Origin of the sequence: Achromobacter sp. (genome assembly GCF_049647645.1) — a bacterium.
Taxonomy (GTDB): Bacteria; Pseudomonadota; Gammaproteobacteria; order Burkholderiales; family Burkholderiaceae_B; genus Achromobacter.
This window is the reverse complement of the sequence record NZ_JBARYB010000011.1, coordinates 38,948-53,198: the sequence shown is the minus strand read 5'-3', so window position 1 is coordinate 53,198 and position 14,251 is coordinate 38,948. Positions and strand designations below refer to the sequence as shown.

Sequence of the window (14,251 nt, the reverse complement as noted above, 5' to 3'; positions counted from 1 at the left end):
CCCCCTCCTGATGCCAGCCCGCGCGGCCGAGTCTAGGGCAGCGGCGCCTTGCCTTCCCGGATCGCCGTTGTCGTGTGCCCGCCATAGCCCCAGTTGTCGGTATCGACCTCCTCGATCACGACGTGCGTCCACGCCGGCGGCTTGTTCAGCACGCGTTCCAGGGTTTCGGTGACTTCGCGGATGACCTGCGCTTTTTGCCCGGCGGTGACACCTTCCCGGGTAATGCGGATGCTGACGAAAGGCATGGCTTTCTCCTGGTTGAACGTTGTCTTTCAACGCCCGGCGCTGAAGCCGCCGTCCACCGGCACGACGGCTCCAGTCACGAAATCGGCGTTGACCAGATATTGCACTGCTGCCGCGATCTCGTCGATGCGCGCGATGCGGCCCAGCGGATGCATGCCGCCCAGCGCAGCGTGCGTGTCGGCGGGATGCATGGGGGTGGCCGTGACGCCGGGCGCGACCGCGTTCACCGTCACCCCCTTGGGCGCCAGTTCCAACGCCAGGGCGCGCGTGGCCTGGTTGATGCCGCCCTTGAGCGCCACCGCCAGCAACGCCGGCACGCCCGCATGCGGCTGCAGCGCCAAGGCGGCCGTGATGTTGATGATCCTGCCCTGCCCGCGGTCGCCCATGTGGCGCGCCGCCTGCTGCGACATGTACAGCACGCCCTTCAGGTTCGTGGCGATCTGCTCGTCCACTTCCTCGGGCGTGAAATCCACGAACGGCTTCACCGCGAAAATGCCGGCGTTGTTCACCAGCACATTGACGTGGCCGTAGCGGTCGATGGCCTGTTCGAACACTGCGCGCGCCGCTTCGGGCGTCCCCACGTCGCCCGCGACGCCCAGGAAGCGATCGCCAGCCTTCAACTGCTCCGCCGCCGCTTGCAAGCGCGCTTGGGTACGGGCGGTACCCACCACGTTGTAGCCCTCGCGCAGGAAAGCCTCGGCCAGGCCCAGCCCGATGCCGCTGCTGGCGCCGGTGATGATGATGTTTTTTTCGGATTTGCTCATGATGGTCCTCTTGAAAGTTCGGTTTGGGCCGATGCGGGTTTCGCAAGATGTCTATCGGCTGAGATGAACTTTATTGATGACTTCAAAAGCAATAAAGATAGAATGAAACACATCTACTGATACACGGTGTAATCAATATGCAGCGCCAATTCGACGACATCCTGTTGGGCAGCATCGAGCTGTTCTGCCTGGCCGGCGAGGCGGGCAGCTTCACCGCGGCGGCGAACGCTGCCGGCGTGACGCCGGCAGCCGTAAGCCGGTCCATCTCGCGACTGGAAAAGCGCCTGGGCGTGCGCCTGTTCGTGCGTTCCACCCGCAGCATCCGCCTCACCGAAGGCGGCAGGGAGTATTTCGAACACTGCCGGGCGGCGCTCAACCAGCTGAGCGAAGCGGAGCGCCGGGTAACGGGCGAACAGGTGCAACCCAGCGGCACGATCCGCATCAGCGCGCCCACCACCTACGGCCACCATCGCCTGCTGCCCCTGCTGCCCGCGTTCCGCGAGCTCTATCCCTTGATCAAGGTCGAGGTCCACGTCAGCAACCGCAACATCGACATGCACGAAGAGAACTTCGACGTCGCGATCCGCTTTCGGGCGCAGCCGGACTCGACCATGGTCGCCCGCCACCTCGACGACGCGAAGCTCATTGTCGTCGCCAGCGCCGGCTACCTGCGCCGCGCCGGGCAGCCCAAAACGCTGTCCGATCTCAAGCAACACGAGTGCATCCAGTTCGCCCTGCCCAGCAGCGGACGCCCGATACCCTGGTTATTCAACGAAGACGGCCGCGAAAAGGACCTGCTGCTCAGCGGCAACTATCACTGCTCGGAAGATGTGCTGGCCGGCGTATCCCTGGCCCGGGCCGGCGCAGGGCTGTTCCAGGCCTACCGCTACACGGTCGAGCGCGATCTGGCCGACGGCCTGCTGGTGGAAGTGCTGCAGCCCTTTGCCGGACGCTCGCGGCCCGTCAGCCTGATCTACCCGCATGGCCGCCTGCTGCCCTCGCGCGTGCGGGTGTTTGTGGAGTTCATGCTGGAACAGAGTGGACAGGCGCGTCAGCCTTGAGCCAACGGCGGTCGACCGGCGGATCTCAATCCAGCTTGGGATCAGGAAACGGCAGCCTATCCTGGGAAACGCTGGGCTGCGCTTTCCACTTGCCATCCTGCTTGTAGAAGTCCATCTGGTTCTCGCTGACCGCGGCCCCCAAGGTCACCGCGACCGTGCAGGCGACCTGGCCTGGATACGTGGCGTCCACTGCCGGAATACAGGTACCCAGCTTGACCTTGGACGGCCGAGGCATGCCCGAGCCCGCCAGCATGTCGACGATCGCATCCGTCGCTTCCGGAATGGAAGGCAGGACCAGGTCCTGGGCCCGGACCATGCCGCCCGCCCCCAGCAATGCAACCATCGACGCCACGGAAATCAAGGGCTTGAACATGCGCCAGCTCCATCAGGATTGAGACCGGCGCAGCTTAAAGGAAGCGGCCTCGCACCACCGTAACAGAGCGATACGCAACTATTCCTAAGGCAGCATCTGAGGGTTGTAGACCACTTCCCACAAATGTCCGTCCGGATCCATGAAGTGGCCCGCGTAGCCTCCATAAATAGCCTGCGCGAAGCAATCCACGCCCGCCGGCCGCGGCGCGGGGCGGGAAGCAAAGTCTCAGTAGTCCCTCGCCTCGTCGAACCAGCGCTGCGTCTGCGCTTCGCTTATACCCAGCCGTTCGACCTGAGCAAGCTGGCTGAACTGCCACACCGCCTCGCCTATGTCTTCGCGCTCCGCGGTCTCGATCCCCTTCATGCCGTTGAAGTGGCGGGTAAAGGCGGAGATTGCGGCTTGCACCTCGGCGGCATTGCTTGCGCTTTCCAGCGCCGACCGGGCCGTGTCGTAGGCGGTATTCGCCGACTTCGCCATGCGGCTGTTCCAGCCCGAGAAAGGCCGACCGTATTCGCTTTGCCACCACTCCCGCTTGCGCGTTTGGGAGACGGAGTTGTAACCGCCCCATGCGCGGACCTTCTCCCGCGCCTTCATCTGCGCCTTCAAGCGCTTGCCCGCGGCTTCGTCGACGTTGTAGGCGATGAACCTATCCAGCGCGGGCCAACTGGCCAGTTCCGGCAAGCCGTCCAGATCGGGCGTGAACCGGATCTCCAGACTCGTCAGGCGCGGCAGGCGGGCAAGCGCCTCCCAGCCGCTGAAGCCGCCCCAGAGCGACAGACTCTCCAACGCCGGAAAGCGATCGATTCCCTGCAGCGAAATGGGCTGCCCCAGCGGCGCGCCGTGCAGCGCCAGCGCACGCACTTCCTGCAGCGGGCCGAGGTCGGGCAAGGCGTAAGGCGCCGCGCCAGTCCGGCGCCCCAGCGCCGGCCGCAGCAACAACATGTCGGGCAGTTCGCCCGCCACGGCAACGCGCGTCAGGTCGCCAAACAGTTCCAGGTCACGGACCTGAGGCAACCTGGCTTCAAGATGCCCCGACACCTGGTCCAGCCGGATGCGCAGCGTCTCGATTCTTGCTGCGCCTGCGTCGATGGCGCGCCTGCCTGAGTATGCCGGCGCCCAGCTGAACTGCTCGATTTCACGATCCTGCGACCAACCGAAGAAACCGCTGTCGTTGCCGTAATAATCGATATGCCGCGGCCACGGCGAGCCGGCAGGCGTGGAGAACGGTTCAAATGCAGCCCAGTTGATGGCCTCGTCGCCAGCCACGTGCAGATCAGCCTTCTTGCCCATGCTGGCCGGGCCGATGATCAGATTGCCACGCCCTGCTTCGCGTGCGAAGACATGGCTGCCCGCCGCGGTCAGGCTCACCTGATAATGCCCTGCCTCGCTCACCGAGCCTGCGGGCTCGCCGGACACGTCTATGGGTACGGACACACTACTCTCCTTTTGCTTGGCGGAATCCACTGATGACAATCCCGCCGATTCATTGACGCCTACGCAGGCTCGCCGTCCACGCGGAAGAACAGTGCAGTCTGCCCCTTCAGGCCGCCATCCAGGAATTCGAACTCGACGCGCCTGCCCGGTTCGACCAAGTCGCCCAGGTATTCGACCCGATACATCACGCCGCCGATACGGTAGTTGTGGACCAACGAGACGATCGAGGAGTTGGGACTGCGCAACCGATAGACCACGGCCTCTTCGACCACTCCCCGCACACCATGTTTGTATAGCCCCCGCTGCAGTTTGCGACTGCGCATGCCGAACAGCATCCCCAGGATCGCAAAGATCGCCGCGACGAACAGCAGTGGGGGCAAAAACAGCCCTCCCACCAGCGGCACAAGAGCAAAGATCAGCATGAACTTGCGCGCGTCCAACTCTTCCCCGCGCACGGCCGCACGGTCGGCATCGCTGATTTCCTCGACAGCGACCAGGGACTCCGCGCTCATGGGGTACTCCGCCCGCAACAGCACGGCAGGCGCGTCTGGCTGCAGGGTCAGCAAGTGCAGGCGCACGGGCAGATCCGTCAAGCCCACGGCCGTCGCCGGCCCGTGCCCGCTACGGGTGTCGCTGGCGATCTCGTTCCAGAACGGCAAGGCTGCCTCCACGCGCTGCTCGCCGAATCCGTAGCACACGCCCGGCGTCGAACCGCCCGGACCGAATGAGGTCAGCCGGCCTGATACGATCTGCTTGGCCAGCCGTCCCTTGAGCGCCCGGTCGAGGCTGCGCCAGCCCTGCGGCATGCGCAGCAGCTTGCGCCCGAAAAACACCGCCAGCGCTCCCATCACGGTGATGGCCGCCAGCAATATCGCGCCCACGCCGAAGTCCAGCGTGCGCCACTCGGACAGGCCAAGCGCAATAAAGGTCAACACGGCAAGCGCCAGCAGCAGCACCACGAAGACGCCGAACCCGGCCATCAGCAGTCTCCCGCGGCTGCATTTGCGCAGCAGCAGGATGTCGTCGTCAGTAAGCGGGGCGTCCTCGACTTGCAGGGTCTGGTTCATGCGCTGATCGCTGCCTCCCTTGCTCAATAGGTTCCGATGGAAACCTCGATCTTCAGCGGCGCGCCACCATCGGCTGGGCGCAGGCTATACGTGTAAACGCCGCCATCATCGTCGGCGAGCGCCGTATCCTTGCGCTCCACGGCATAGCGCTGGCCATCGATCTCCAGCGTGCGTACTGCGGCCGCATCGGCATGGTCGGGCACCAGCAGCCCGCCGACCCCGTCGCCGACATCGGCAAACTCGTAGTCGCGCAACTCTCCGTCGACCCGCAGCAACTGCACGCGCGGCCGGTAAGGCGCCGCGTCCAGGTTCCAGCCATTGGTCAGATCGGTGATCCAGGGGCCCGGAATGTCGTAGACGCTACCCAGCTGCTCCTCTGAAATCTCCGGCCCTTCCACCACCAGGCAGCACACCACCTTCCCCGCGCGGGAGTCGTAGACCGCCCAGTTGCTGCCGATGGCCGCCACGCCGGGCAGCATCGAGAAATGGAATTGCCGGTTGAACTGGCTGTCCGACACCTGGCGCCAGCCGCCGACATTGGAGGGTTGCGCCGGCGATTGCGCCTGGCTGGCCATTGCCATCAGAACGCCTGCGGCCAGGGCGCCTGCTCGGAACAGTAAACGTATCATCTCGGTGCCTGTCTTGGCCTCATGGGGATCATAGGACTCGGGCCTAGCGCCGGCATAGTACCAGCGCCAGCTTCGCAGCCGTGGCCTCCGGGAACGAACAGTTCGCCGCTACAGCCATCGGTCTGCCGGCTGCGCGAAATCTTGGCTACTATCGACGCATGGCCCTACTGATCCCTCCTCCAATCGTCCCCCAGATCGCGCAAGCCAAAAGCCTCATCGAACGGCATCTCGGCACTGGCCTTGTCGCCATCCACCTGTTCGGTTCCGCCGTGGACGGCGGGCTGCAACCCCATAGCGATATCGACCTGCTCGTCACCGTGGCCCAGCCGCCGGACGAAGCCGTGCTGCGCGCGCTGGCCGCGGCGCTATTGGCGATCTCCGCCCCGCCCGGTTCATCGCCTGACTTGCGCGCGCTCGAAGTCACCGTGCTGGCGCTGGAACACGTCGTGCCTTGGCGCCACCCGGCCAGACGCGAACTCCAGTTCGGCGAATGGCTGCGGACCGATCTGATGGCGGGCGTCGTGGAACCGCCCATGATGGACCACGATCTGGCCATACTGCTCACCAAGGTCCGTGGCCACAGCATTCCCATCTTGGGACCGCAGGCCGATCAGTTGCTCCAGGCCGTCCCCCGCGAAGACCTGAGGCGGGCGCTACTGGACACTGTCGCGCAGTGGAACACGCCCGAGGACTGGGCCGGCGATGAAAAGCACATCATCCTCGCGCTGGCGCGCATCTGGTACACGGCCGTCTCCGGGGGCATCGCATCCAAGGACCAGGCGGCGGCGTGGCTGCTGGAGAGGTTGGAAGCGCCCTACCGCCCCGTCCTCGCCAAGGCGCGCGCGATCTACCTGGGGCAAGAGGAAGACGACCTGGCGCAACGGCACGATGCCGAAACTGCGGCGTTCATTGCCCACGCCCGCGCCGCTATTGAAGGACTGGCCGGCAGCCGATAACCCGGAGACACGTGAACGGCATGCTTGCCTGCGCGGATGCAGCGGGCAGCCTTTCAGTCATTAGGGCTTCAGATCGATTTCCATGCGCACGAAATCGCCGCGATAGGTCACTTCGCCCAGGTAGATGACGCGGCGCTCCGGTCCGGTGAACACGCGCCGGACTTCCGCCACGGGCGCATTCACATTGATGCCCAAGTGCCGAGCCACCTCGACGTCAGCGGTCGAAATGGTCAGCACCTGGCGGGCGGAGACGATGTCCACCGAGGACATGCCCATCAGAATGGGGATGACGGTTTCCTTGCGAAAGCGCGTGGGGTGCTTTGCGAAGATCGCGGCGTCCAGGTAGATGTTGATGACGCAATACGGCTGCCCGTTGCGCGTATGGATCCGCCGCATGAAGACATACTTTTCCGCGGCGACGCCATCTGACTCGTTCAGCAAGGGCGTGCGCGTCGACTCGTCGATATTGAGTATGGTCGGGTGCGTATCCCGATAGACGCTGGAGAGGTTCTCGAGCGTGGTCTCGACACGGAACCAACGGTTGTCCCGGGGCTCCCCCGTCACGAAGGTGCCGCGCCCCCGCTGCGGCGAAAGCAAGCCGTCGCGGGTAAGCCTGTCGATCGCCTGGCGCACCGTGACCTTGGCCACGTGGAACTCCTCGGCCAGCGCGTCGAGCGAGGGCAATTTGTCACCGTTCTTCCACACGCCCTTCAGGATCCGCTGCCGGAACAGATCCGAAAGTTGAACGTACAGAGGGGCTTGGGCGGTGTCGAGAATCATGGCGTCAAAGTGTCCGCGACTATATCACGCGCTTGCGGCCGGCCAGCGCCGCGAGCGTCCTCGAGGATCAGCGCGGCGCCCTTCTCGCCGATCATGATCGCGGCTGCGTTCGTGTTCGTCGACACCATGCGAGGCATGACCGAAGCGTCGATGACCCGCAGGCGCTCTATCCCGCGAACGCGCAACCTCGCATCGACCACCGATCCGGCGTCACCGCCCATGCGGCAGGTGCCGCTGGGATGGAACACCGTGCCGCCCTTGTTGCGGGCGAATTGTTCCAATGCGGCGGCTGTCGTCACATCATTTCCCGGCAGGTACTCTACACCGGTCACCAGATCGCGGAACGACGGCTGAGTAAAGATATCGCGCAACATGCGCAACCCCGCGACCAGGACCTTCGCATCGCGTGGCTCGGTCAGGTAGTTGGAGACGATACGCGGCGATGCCAACGGATCCGTGCCCACGATCTCCACACTCCCGCGCGAATCGGGCCGACACTGCGTCGCCGACGCGGAGAATCCGGAAAACCGATGCAGCGGGTCGCCGGGTTTGTCGACCGACAGCGGCATGACATTGAAGAGTATGTCCGCCCGGCCGTCCACCGCGTGCTCGGTCGCCGCCAATCCGCCCACTTGGCCCGCGCCCACCGTAAGCGGTCCCCTACCCTGGAATAGCCACTGCGCCCCCATCCCAGCGAGACTGAACGGATTGCGTACCGCGTCGTTGAGCGACATGCGCTGCTTCAATTTGACGATGACGCGCGCCTGGTAATGGTCCTGCAGGTTGCGGCCGACTTCCGGCGAATGCGCCGCGACGGCGATGCCGTGCCTGGCAAGCAACGCGGCGTCACCCACGCCGGAGAGCTGCAGCACTTGGGGCGATTGCAGCGCGCCCGCGGCAAGCACCACCTCGGCGTCCGCCATCGCGCGTTTCAGTTGACCATCCTGCATCCATTCTGCGCCTAGCGCCCGGCCGCCTTCGATCAGGATGCGCGTAACGTGGGCTCCGGTCTCGATCACCAGGTTCGAGCGTGCTCGGACCGGGTTCAGGAAGGCGGTCGCTGCATCGCAACGCCAACGGCTGCCGAGCGTCAGCTGATATGCCCCCACGCCCTCCGATTCGACGCCGTTGAAGTCGTCATTTCGCCGGCAGCCGGCCTCGACTGCCGCCGCCACCCACGCCGCCGTGTAGGGATGTTCGTTGCGCAAATTGGAGACACGGAGTTCACCCGAAGCCCCGTGGTACTCGGACTCGCCTGCGTCGTAGCGCTCGGATTTCTTGAAGTACGGCAGTACGTCCCGATAGCCCCAGCCTGTGGCGCCGAGATCGGCCCAATCATCGTAGTCCTCATGCTGTCCACGGATATACAACAAGCCGTTGATGACGCTTGAACCGCCCAGCGCCTTCCCGCGTGGCCAGAGGATGGTGCGATTGCCGGTCTCGGCCTGGGCCTCGACCGGGAACAGCCGGGAAAACCGCGGATCGTAGATGGTCTTGAAATAGCCCACCGGCAGCTTGAGCCAGAAATTGTGCGCCGCCGCGCCCGCCTCCAGCAGCAGCACGCGCACGGCAGGATCGCGGCTGAGCCGATTGGCCAGCACACATCCGGCGGAGCCGCCGCCGATGACGATGTAGTCAAAGCCCGTGCCAGCCACGATGCTCATGCCTTGATCGCCTCGAGATAGGCCGAAGGATCGAAGTAGCGCGACGCGGGAACGGGATTCGGGATATTCCCGGCCTGCGCGAAGAAGTCGGTCACCTGCTGCAGCCAGCGGGTCACGGAACCATCCTCATACTTGGTGCGCCACTCGGCCGTGGAAAAGTACTTGGCCTGCTTGAACTGCGCCTTGAACTCGGCAAGCGGCACGTCCTTGTACTGGGACTGCTGCAGCGTTTCCATGGCCGATTCCGGGGCTTTCACGATGGCGTCGTTGGCCTCGCCCCAGGCGGCGATGAGGCTGAGAATGGCGGGCTTTTGGGCCTCGTAGAAGTCGTTCCTGGCCGCCCATCCGCCCATGATCGCCGCCTCCGGATAGAACGCGGAAGCATCGATCAGCATGCGCGCCTGGGGGACCTTGGACCTGACGATCGTGTCGAACGGGACCCAGAGCGCGACCGCGCTGACCGCCCCGGATACAAACGAGGTCACGGCATCGGCCATGCGCTGGTTGACGATCTGCACGTCCTTGCCCGGGTCGAGCTTGGCCGCGCGCAAGGCCCGGTCCAGGAACACATGGGCGGTAGTGCCGGTGGTCGTGGAGATCTGCTTGCCCTTCAGGTCGGCCACGGTCTTGATCGACTCGTCGCGGACCCAGAGCTGGGCGGTACCGTACTCGATGTCGTTCACAAGAAAGACCTTGCCCTGGCCGCGGGCGGGGAAATTCGAAACGACTGCGCCGGTGGCCAACACGTCGAGGCTGCCGCCTATCATGGCCTGGAAGATCTCGAGGCCCGTGGTAAAGACGATGGGCTCCAGCTCCAGGCCATGCTTGGCGTAGCTGCCCATCTGCAGGCCCAGCCACAAGTGTCCATCGACGGCGGGCGTGTGCAGGTAGCCCACACGCAGCTTCTTGCGTGCCTGGCCGATGGCGGGCGCCGCGATTGCTGCGATGGACGCCGCTACGCCGGCCTTGAGTAGGGTTCTACGGTCGAGCTTCATGGAGTCTCCTAGTTGTGGGGCTGCTGACGCGGGCTCAATCGGTCGGTCGGACGGATTGGCGGGCCTGCGCTTCGTACTCGAACATGACCAGCGCCCGGATCTCGCGGCTCAACTCGACAAAGCGCGGGTCCTCGTGGACCCGCTCCGAACGTGGGTAGCCGAAAGGCACCTCTATCACCTTGCGGACCTTTGAAGGCCGGGCAGTGACCACGACGATCTTTGACGACAGGTAGATGGCTTCTTCTACCGAATGGGTGATCAGCATCACCGTCTTGCCTTCGGTCTGCAGCACTTCGAGCAGGAGGTCCTGCATGGCGGTCCGGGTCTGCGCATCCAGCGCGCCAAAGGGCTCGTCCATCAGCAGGAACTGCGGTTTCACGGCGTAGGCACGCGCGATCGCGAGTCGCTGCCGCATGCCGCCGGACAGGTGCTTGGGAAAGTGATCGGCGAAGTCGGTCAGGCCCATCAGCTTCATGTAGCGCTGGCAGATCTCGGCGCGTTCCCGCGCGCTGACCTTGTTGGCCGCGAGCTTCATGCCAAATTCGATGTTGCCGCGAACCGTGAGCCACGGGAACACACCGTATTCCTGGAAGATCACGCCCCGGTCCGGCCCGGGGGCCGTGACGGGCTGTCCATCCAGCATCACGGCGCCAGCGGTAGGCTGCACGAATCCGCCCACGATATTCATCAAGGTCGTCTTGCCGCAGCCCGACGGGCCGATGATGGACACGAACTCGCCCTCCCGGATATCCAGGGTCACGCCGTCCACCACCCTCATCGGACCCGTGGCGGTGGGAAAATCCACGGTGACGTTCTCGAACCGGATCCTGACTTTCGGGTCCTGGGACGGCTTCGGCGTGGCGGTATCCACGCTGCGCAGTTGGGTGCTCATGGTCATGGTCTTGGATGTCCGGGATGGTCTCAGGCGATGCGGTCTTGCCACGCGACCAGGCGCCGGCTTGCGGCCCTCAGGGCCAGGTCCATCAGCATTGCGATGAGGCCGATGCAGATGATCCCGACATAAATCACGTCCAGCTGGAAAAACGAAGACGCATTCTGGATGAGCGCCCCCAGCCCCTGCTGGGCCGCGATGAGTTCAGACGCCACCAGCGTGGCCCAGGCCACGCCCAGCGCCACCCGGATGGCCGTCAGGATGTGCGGCACGGTCAGCGGGACGATGACCTTGGCGAAGATCTCCAGGTCATTGGCGCCCAGCGTGCGGGCAACACGCACGAAGATCGGGCTGATCTGCGCAATCCCTTCATACATCACGATGACGCCGGCAAAGAACGAGGCGTAGAACAGGATCACGGTCTTGGCCGATTCGCCGATCCCGAAGTAGACGATCACCAGCGGAATCAGTGCGATCGGTGGAAGCGCGCGGAAGAAGTTGATGACGGGATCGATAAAAACCCGCAGTCCGCGATACCAACCCAGGCAAAAACCTACCGGTACCGCAGCGAGGATGCCCAACGCGACCCCGGTGAAGACGCGGCGGGCCGACATCCAGATGTCCAGCCACAGGCGATCCTTGGAGAGCTCGATGAACTTTTCGATGACCGCAGCGGGCGAAGGCACCAGAGCGGGACTGACGAGCCCGCTGGCGCGTACCGCCAGCCACAGCGCGAGAATACATAGCCAAGGCGCCGCGATGAGCAGCGGACGCGAGATGAAGGACGGAAGGCGCATGGTGTGTATAGAGGGTTAGACCTGAGTTGCAATCCTTAAGTGCTAAACATACTATAGACCAGCACTTAACATCTTAAAGCCATGACAAACCCTAATGCCAAACCGTCCCGGGCCGTCGGGCCTTTCACGCTGGCGCGCGTCGAGGCCTACGTCCTGCGCTGGCCCGTCAAGTGTCCGGTACAGACCTCGTTCGGCACCATGCATGACCGCCCCGCCCTGCTCGTGCGGGTAGAAGACGCCGACGGCGCGGTGGGCTGGGGCGAGGTCTGGTGCAACTTTCCCGCCTGCGGCGCGGAACACCGCGCCCGCCTGCTTGAAACCGTGGTGGCGCCGCTGGTCATCGGCCAGCTCTACGCCACGGCTGAAGCTGCGTTTGCCCACATGAGCGCGCGCACCGCGGTGCTTGCCATCCAGTCCGGCGAGCCGGGCCCCATCTCGCAGGTGATCGCCGGGGTCGACCTGGCGTTGTGGGACATGCTGTCCCGCCGGGCGGGCGTTCCGCTTTGGCGGTTCCTGGGCGGCGCCTCAGGGCTGATCCGTGTCTACGCAAGCGGCATCAACCCGGATCGTCCCGAGGATACGGTGCTCGCCAAACATGCGGAGGGCTATCGCGCCTTCAAGCTCAAGGTGGGCTTCGGCGATGAGCGGGACCTCGCAAACGTCAAGACGGTTCATGCCCGGCTGCCCCAAGGCAACGAGCTCATGCTGGACGCCAACCAGGCCTGGGATCTGGAAGGCGCGCTGCGCATGGCCAGCCGCTTGAGCGAGTTCACGCCGCGATGGCTGGAGGAGCCGCTGCGCGCGGACCGCCCCCTATCGGAATGGGCGCAGCTGGCTGGAAATGCTGGCATCCCGCTCGCGGCCGGAGAGAACCTCATCGGTCCAGATGCCTTCGAGGCGATGATCAACAGCAAGACATTGGACGTCGTGCAGCCGGATCTGGCCAAATGGGGCGGCATTTCCGGTTGCCTGCCCGTCATCGACCGGATCCACGAGGCAGGACTGCGCTACTGTCCGCATTTTCTCGGCGCAGGCATCGGCCAGCTCGCCTCGGCGCACATCCTGGCGGCACGCGGACGAACCGGCGGCATGCTCGAAATCGATGCCAACGAGAATCCTCTGCGCGCGGCTCTCAGCCCGGCATTGGGCAGGATCGTCGAAGGAGAGGCCAACCTCGGAAACGAGGCGGGCCTGGGAGTGGAGCCAGACATCGCGCAATTGCGCGATATCTGCGGCTTGCGTCCGTAACTTCCCTCCCCTTGCCCAGGCCGCCTGCCGCGCATGGCGACCGGCCCAGGCGGCGGTGGAAGTTCAGAGCGACGAACCGATCTGCAGGACCGTGAATTCGCGCCGCATGTAGCGGTTCATGACCTGCGCCAATATCGGGTTGCCGGCATTCTCCGCTTTCGGAGCCGTCACGCTGACGACCGCCGCGCACAGCTTGCCGGCCGGGACGGTACGCCCCGAAACCTCGGCCTGCACCGCACTGGCCATGCTTTGCTTCCAGGCGGCAGCCACGCCGTCCACGGCCTGCTTGGCGGTCGCGCAATCGGCATAAGACAGCGAAATCACGACCGCAGGCACTTTATTGATCTGCGCGTCCGCAATCACACCCGCAAAGTAAGGCGGGATGCCGCGTCCGCTCGATTCGGCCAGGGCTTTGAGTTTCTGCTTCGCAGTCTCCATATCGTCCGGCGAGGAAGATATGACCTTGCTCGGATCGGCAGCCTGCAAACCCAATACCGGCGAAATGATCGCCGCCTGCACGATTTGGCCGTTGGCCGCAGGCACAGCCTCCTTCAAACCTGTCAGAGAAGCAGCAACGATTTCACTGTCCGCAACGGACGGTTTGGGTTGACCCAGTATTTTCATTCCCGTTGGCGCGGACGCTTGCACCAAGGCCGCATCCAGTGGCAGAACGAAGCTTGCGCTGCCCATCGTCCCTCTCCACGGATCGCGTCCGTTGGCCTTGGTCATATCGGGTTTGTTGGCCTCGCCATTGGCGATCAGGCCCGCGACATCGCCATTCACCGTAGCAAAACCAGCCTGCTTCAGGCGATCCACCAACTTGTCCGCGGCCTGCCTGTCCTTCAGCCCCCAATACGTAATGTTGCCGGGCGCCTGGCCAAACCCGGCGAAATAGGACAGCTCGTCGAAGCGGATTTTTGCGTTATCGGACCACGGATCCAGGCCGTATCCCATGGATTGAAGCGGACTGATCCCCTGCGCGATGCCCAGTCTCCGCATGCCATCAGGCGACGGCCCGCTTTTCTCCAATCCCCGCCAGGCTTGCACGTCCATGAAGAGCACCTGCATCGCTTCAGGGGCGGTAAGCGCCACCTGCGGTATCTGCCTCAAGGCTTGCTGCAGGGTTTGCGTGCTGTCTTGTGCCGCGGCCGAAGTTCCCCATCCAGCCATCAAGCACAGTGCAAGAGCCTTTAAGCGCATCCAATACTCCTGTTACGTAATTCACTCGGTGTTTGTGCGGCACCTGCCTTGCAAGCAGGTTCAACAAGCCATCTCGCTTGATGCTCGGCAGCAGCCTTCGAGACTTGCCTTGAGCATTCCAGGCGCAACGCCGCAAACCTTCAGAGGC

15 protein-coding genes and 1 pseudogene are annotated in these 14,251 nt (G+C 64.3%); 3 read left to right on the top strand and 13 right to left on the bottom strand.

Annotation, left to right across the window (positions count from 1 at the left end; genetic code table 11):
• Positions 1–32: 32 nt before the first annotated feature.
• Both WBB14_RS01080 and WBB14_RS01075 read right to left on the bottom strand, forming a co-directional pair.
• On the bottom strand, positions 33–245 hold the full coding sequence (locus tag WBB14_RS01080) for a tautomerase family protein (RefSeq protein ID WP_424238182.1): 213 nt from the start codon (positions 243–245) through the stop codon (positions 33–35).
• A gap of 27 nt (positions 246–272) precedes the next feature.
• Complete coding sequence (locus WBB14_RS01075; RefSeq protein ID WP_424238181.1) at positions 273–1,007, bottom strand: SDR family NAD(P)-dependent oxidoreductase; 735 nt, start codon at positions 1,005–1,007, stop codon at positions 273–275.
• Between the two features lie 137 nt (positions 1,008–1,144).
• Between WBB14_RS01075 and WBB14_RS01070 the strand changes: the two genes are divergently transcribed.
• A complete protein-coding gene (locus tag WBB14_RS01070) occupies positions 1,145–2,068 on the top strand; it encodes a LysR family transcriptional regulator (RefSeq protein ID WP_424238180.1) in 924 nt (307 codons plus the stop codon).
• 25 nt (positions 2,069–2,093) lie between these two features.
• Here the strand turns inward: WBB14_RS01070 and WBB14_RS01065 are convergent, their stop codons facing one another.
• The 5 genes and pseudogenes from WBB14_RS01065 to WBB14_RS01045 form a co-directional block, all read right to left on the bottom strand.
• Complete coding sequence (locus WBB14_RS01065; RefSeq protein ID WP_424238179.1) at positions 2,094–2,441, bottom strand: hypothetical protein; 348 nt, start codon at positions 2,439–2,441, stop codon at positions 2,094–2,096.
• A gap of 84 nt (positions 2,442–2,525) precedes the next feature.
• A pseudogene (locus WBB14_RS01060) lies at positions 2,526–2,606 on the bottom strand (VOC family protein); the annotation flags it as partial.
• Positions 2,607–2,666: 60 nt separating this feature from the next.
• Positions 2,667–3,875, bottom strand: a complete 1,209-nt coding sequence (locus WBB14_RS01055) for a hypothetical protein (protein ID WP_424238178.1) — start codon at positions 3,873–3,875, stop codon at positions 2,667–2,669.
• Positions 3,876–3,934: 59 nt separating this feature from the next.
• Positions 3,935–4,942, bottom strand: coding sequence for a hypothetical protein (locus WBB14_RS01050; protein WP_424238177.1), 1,008 nt, complete (start codon positions 4,940–4,942; stop codon positions 3,935–3,937).
• A gap of 23 nt (positions 4,943–4,965) precedes the next feature.
• Positions 4,966–5,523 (bottom strand): hypothetical protein, encoded by a 558-nt coding sequence (locus tag WBB14_RS01045; RefSeq protein ID WP_424238176.1) that lies wholly within the window; start codon positions 5,521–5,523, stop codon positions 4,966–4,968.
• Positions 5,524–5,729: 206 nt separating this feature from the next.
• Between WBB14_RS01045 and WBB14_RS01040 the strand changes: the two genes are divergently transcribed.
• Positions 5,730–6,527, top strand: coding sequence for an aminoglycoside adenylyltransferase family protein (locus WBB14_RS01040; RefSeq protein ID WP_424238175.1), 798 nt, complete (start codon positions 5,730–5,732; stop codon positions 6,525–6,527).
• 60 nt (positions 6,528–6,587) lie between these two features.
• On the opposite strand, the gene WBB14_RS01035 is transcribed toward WBB14_RS01040, so the two are convergent.
• Genes WBB14_RS01035 through WBB14_RS01015 form a run of 5 tightly spaced genes read right to left on the bottom strand, consistent with a single transcriptional unit; the run spans position 6,588 to position 11,655 of the window.
• Positions 6,588–7,307 (bottom strand): GntR family transcriptional regulator, encoded by a 720-nt coding sequence (locus tag WBB14_RS01035; protein WP_424238174.1) that lies wholly within the window; start codon positions 7,305–7,307, stop codon positions 6,588–6,590.
• The gene (locus WBB14_RS01030; RefSeq protein WP_424238173.1) at positions 7,304–8,971 is read right to left on the bottom strand and encodes a GMC family oxidoreductase; all 1,668 of its coding nucleotides are present in this window, start codon (positions 8,969–8,971) and stop codon (positions 7,304–7,306) included. The genes WBB14_RS01035 and WBB14_RS01030 overlap by 4 nt, the downstream gene beginning before the upstream one ends.
• On the bottom strand, positions 8,968–9,966 hold the full coding sequence (locus WBB14_RS01025; protein WP_424238172.1) for an ABC transporter substrate-binding protein: 999 nt from the start codon (positions 9,964–9,966) through the stop codon (positions 8,968–8,970). The genes WBB14_RS01030 and WBB14_RS01025 overlap by 4 nt, the downstream gene beginning before the upstream one ends.
• Positions 9,967–10,000: 34 nt before the next feature.
• Positions 10,001–10,858, bottom strand: coding sequence for an ABC transporter ATP-binding protein (locus WBB14_RS01020; RefSeq protein ID WP_424238171.1), 858 nt, complete (start codon positions 10,856–10,858; stop codon positions 10,001–10,003).
• Between the two features lie 29 nt (positions 10,859–10,887).
• Entirely contained in the window at positions 10,888–11,655 is a 768-nt protein-coding gene (locus tag WBB14_RS01015) for an ABC transporter permease (protein ID WP_332016001.1), read from the bottom strand.
• Positions 11,656–11,736: 81 nt separating this feature from the next.
• Here WBB14_RS01015 and WBB14_RS01010 point away from each other — a divergent pair, with 81 nt between their 5' ends.
• A complete protein-coding gene (locus WBB14_RS01010) occupies positions 11,737–12,903 on the top strand; it encodes a mandelate racemase/muconate lactonizing enzyme family protein (RefSeq protein WP_424238170.1) in 1,167 nt (388 codons plus the stop codon).
• 63 nt (positions 12,904–12,966) lie between these two features.
• Here the strand turns inward: WBB14_RS01010 and WBB14_RS01005 are convergent, their stop codons facing one another.
• Positions 12,967–14,103 (bottom strand): hypothetical protein, encoded by a 1,137-nt coding sequence (locus WBB14_RS01005; protein ID WP_424238169.1) that lies wholly within the window; start codon positions 14,101–14,103, stop codon positions 12,967–12,969.
• Between the last annotated feature and the right edge of the window lie 148 nt (positions 14,104–14,251).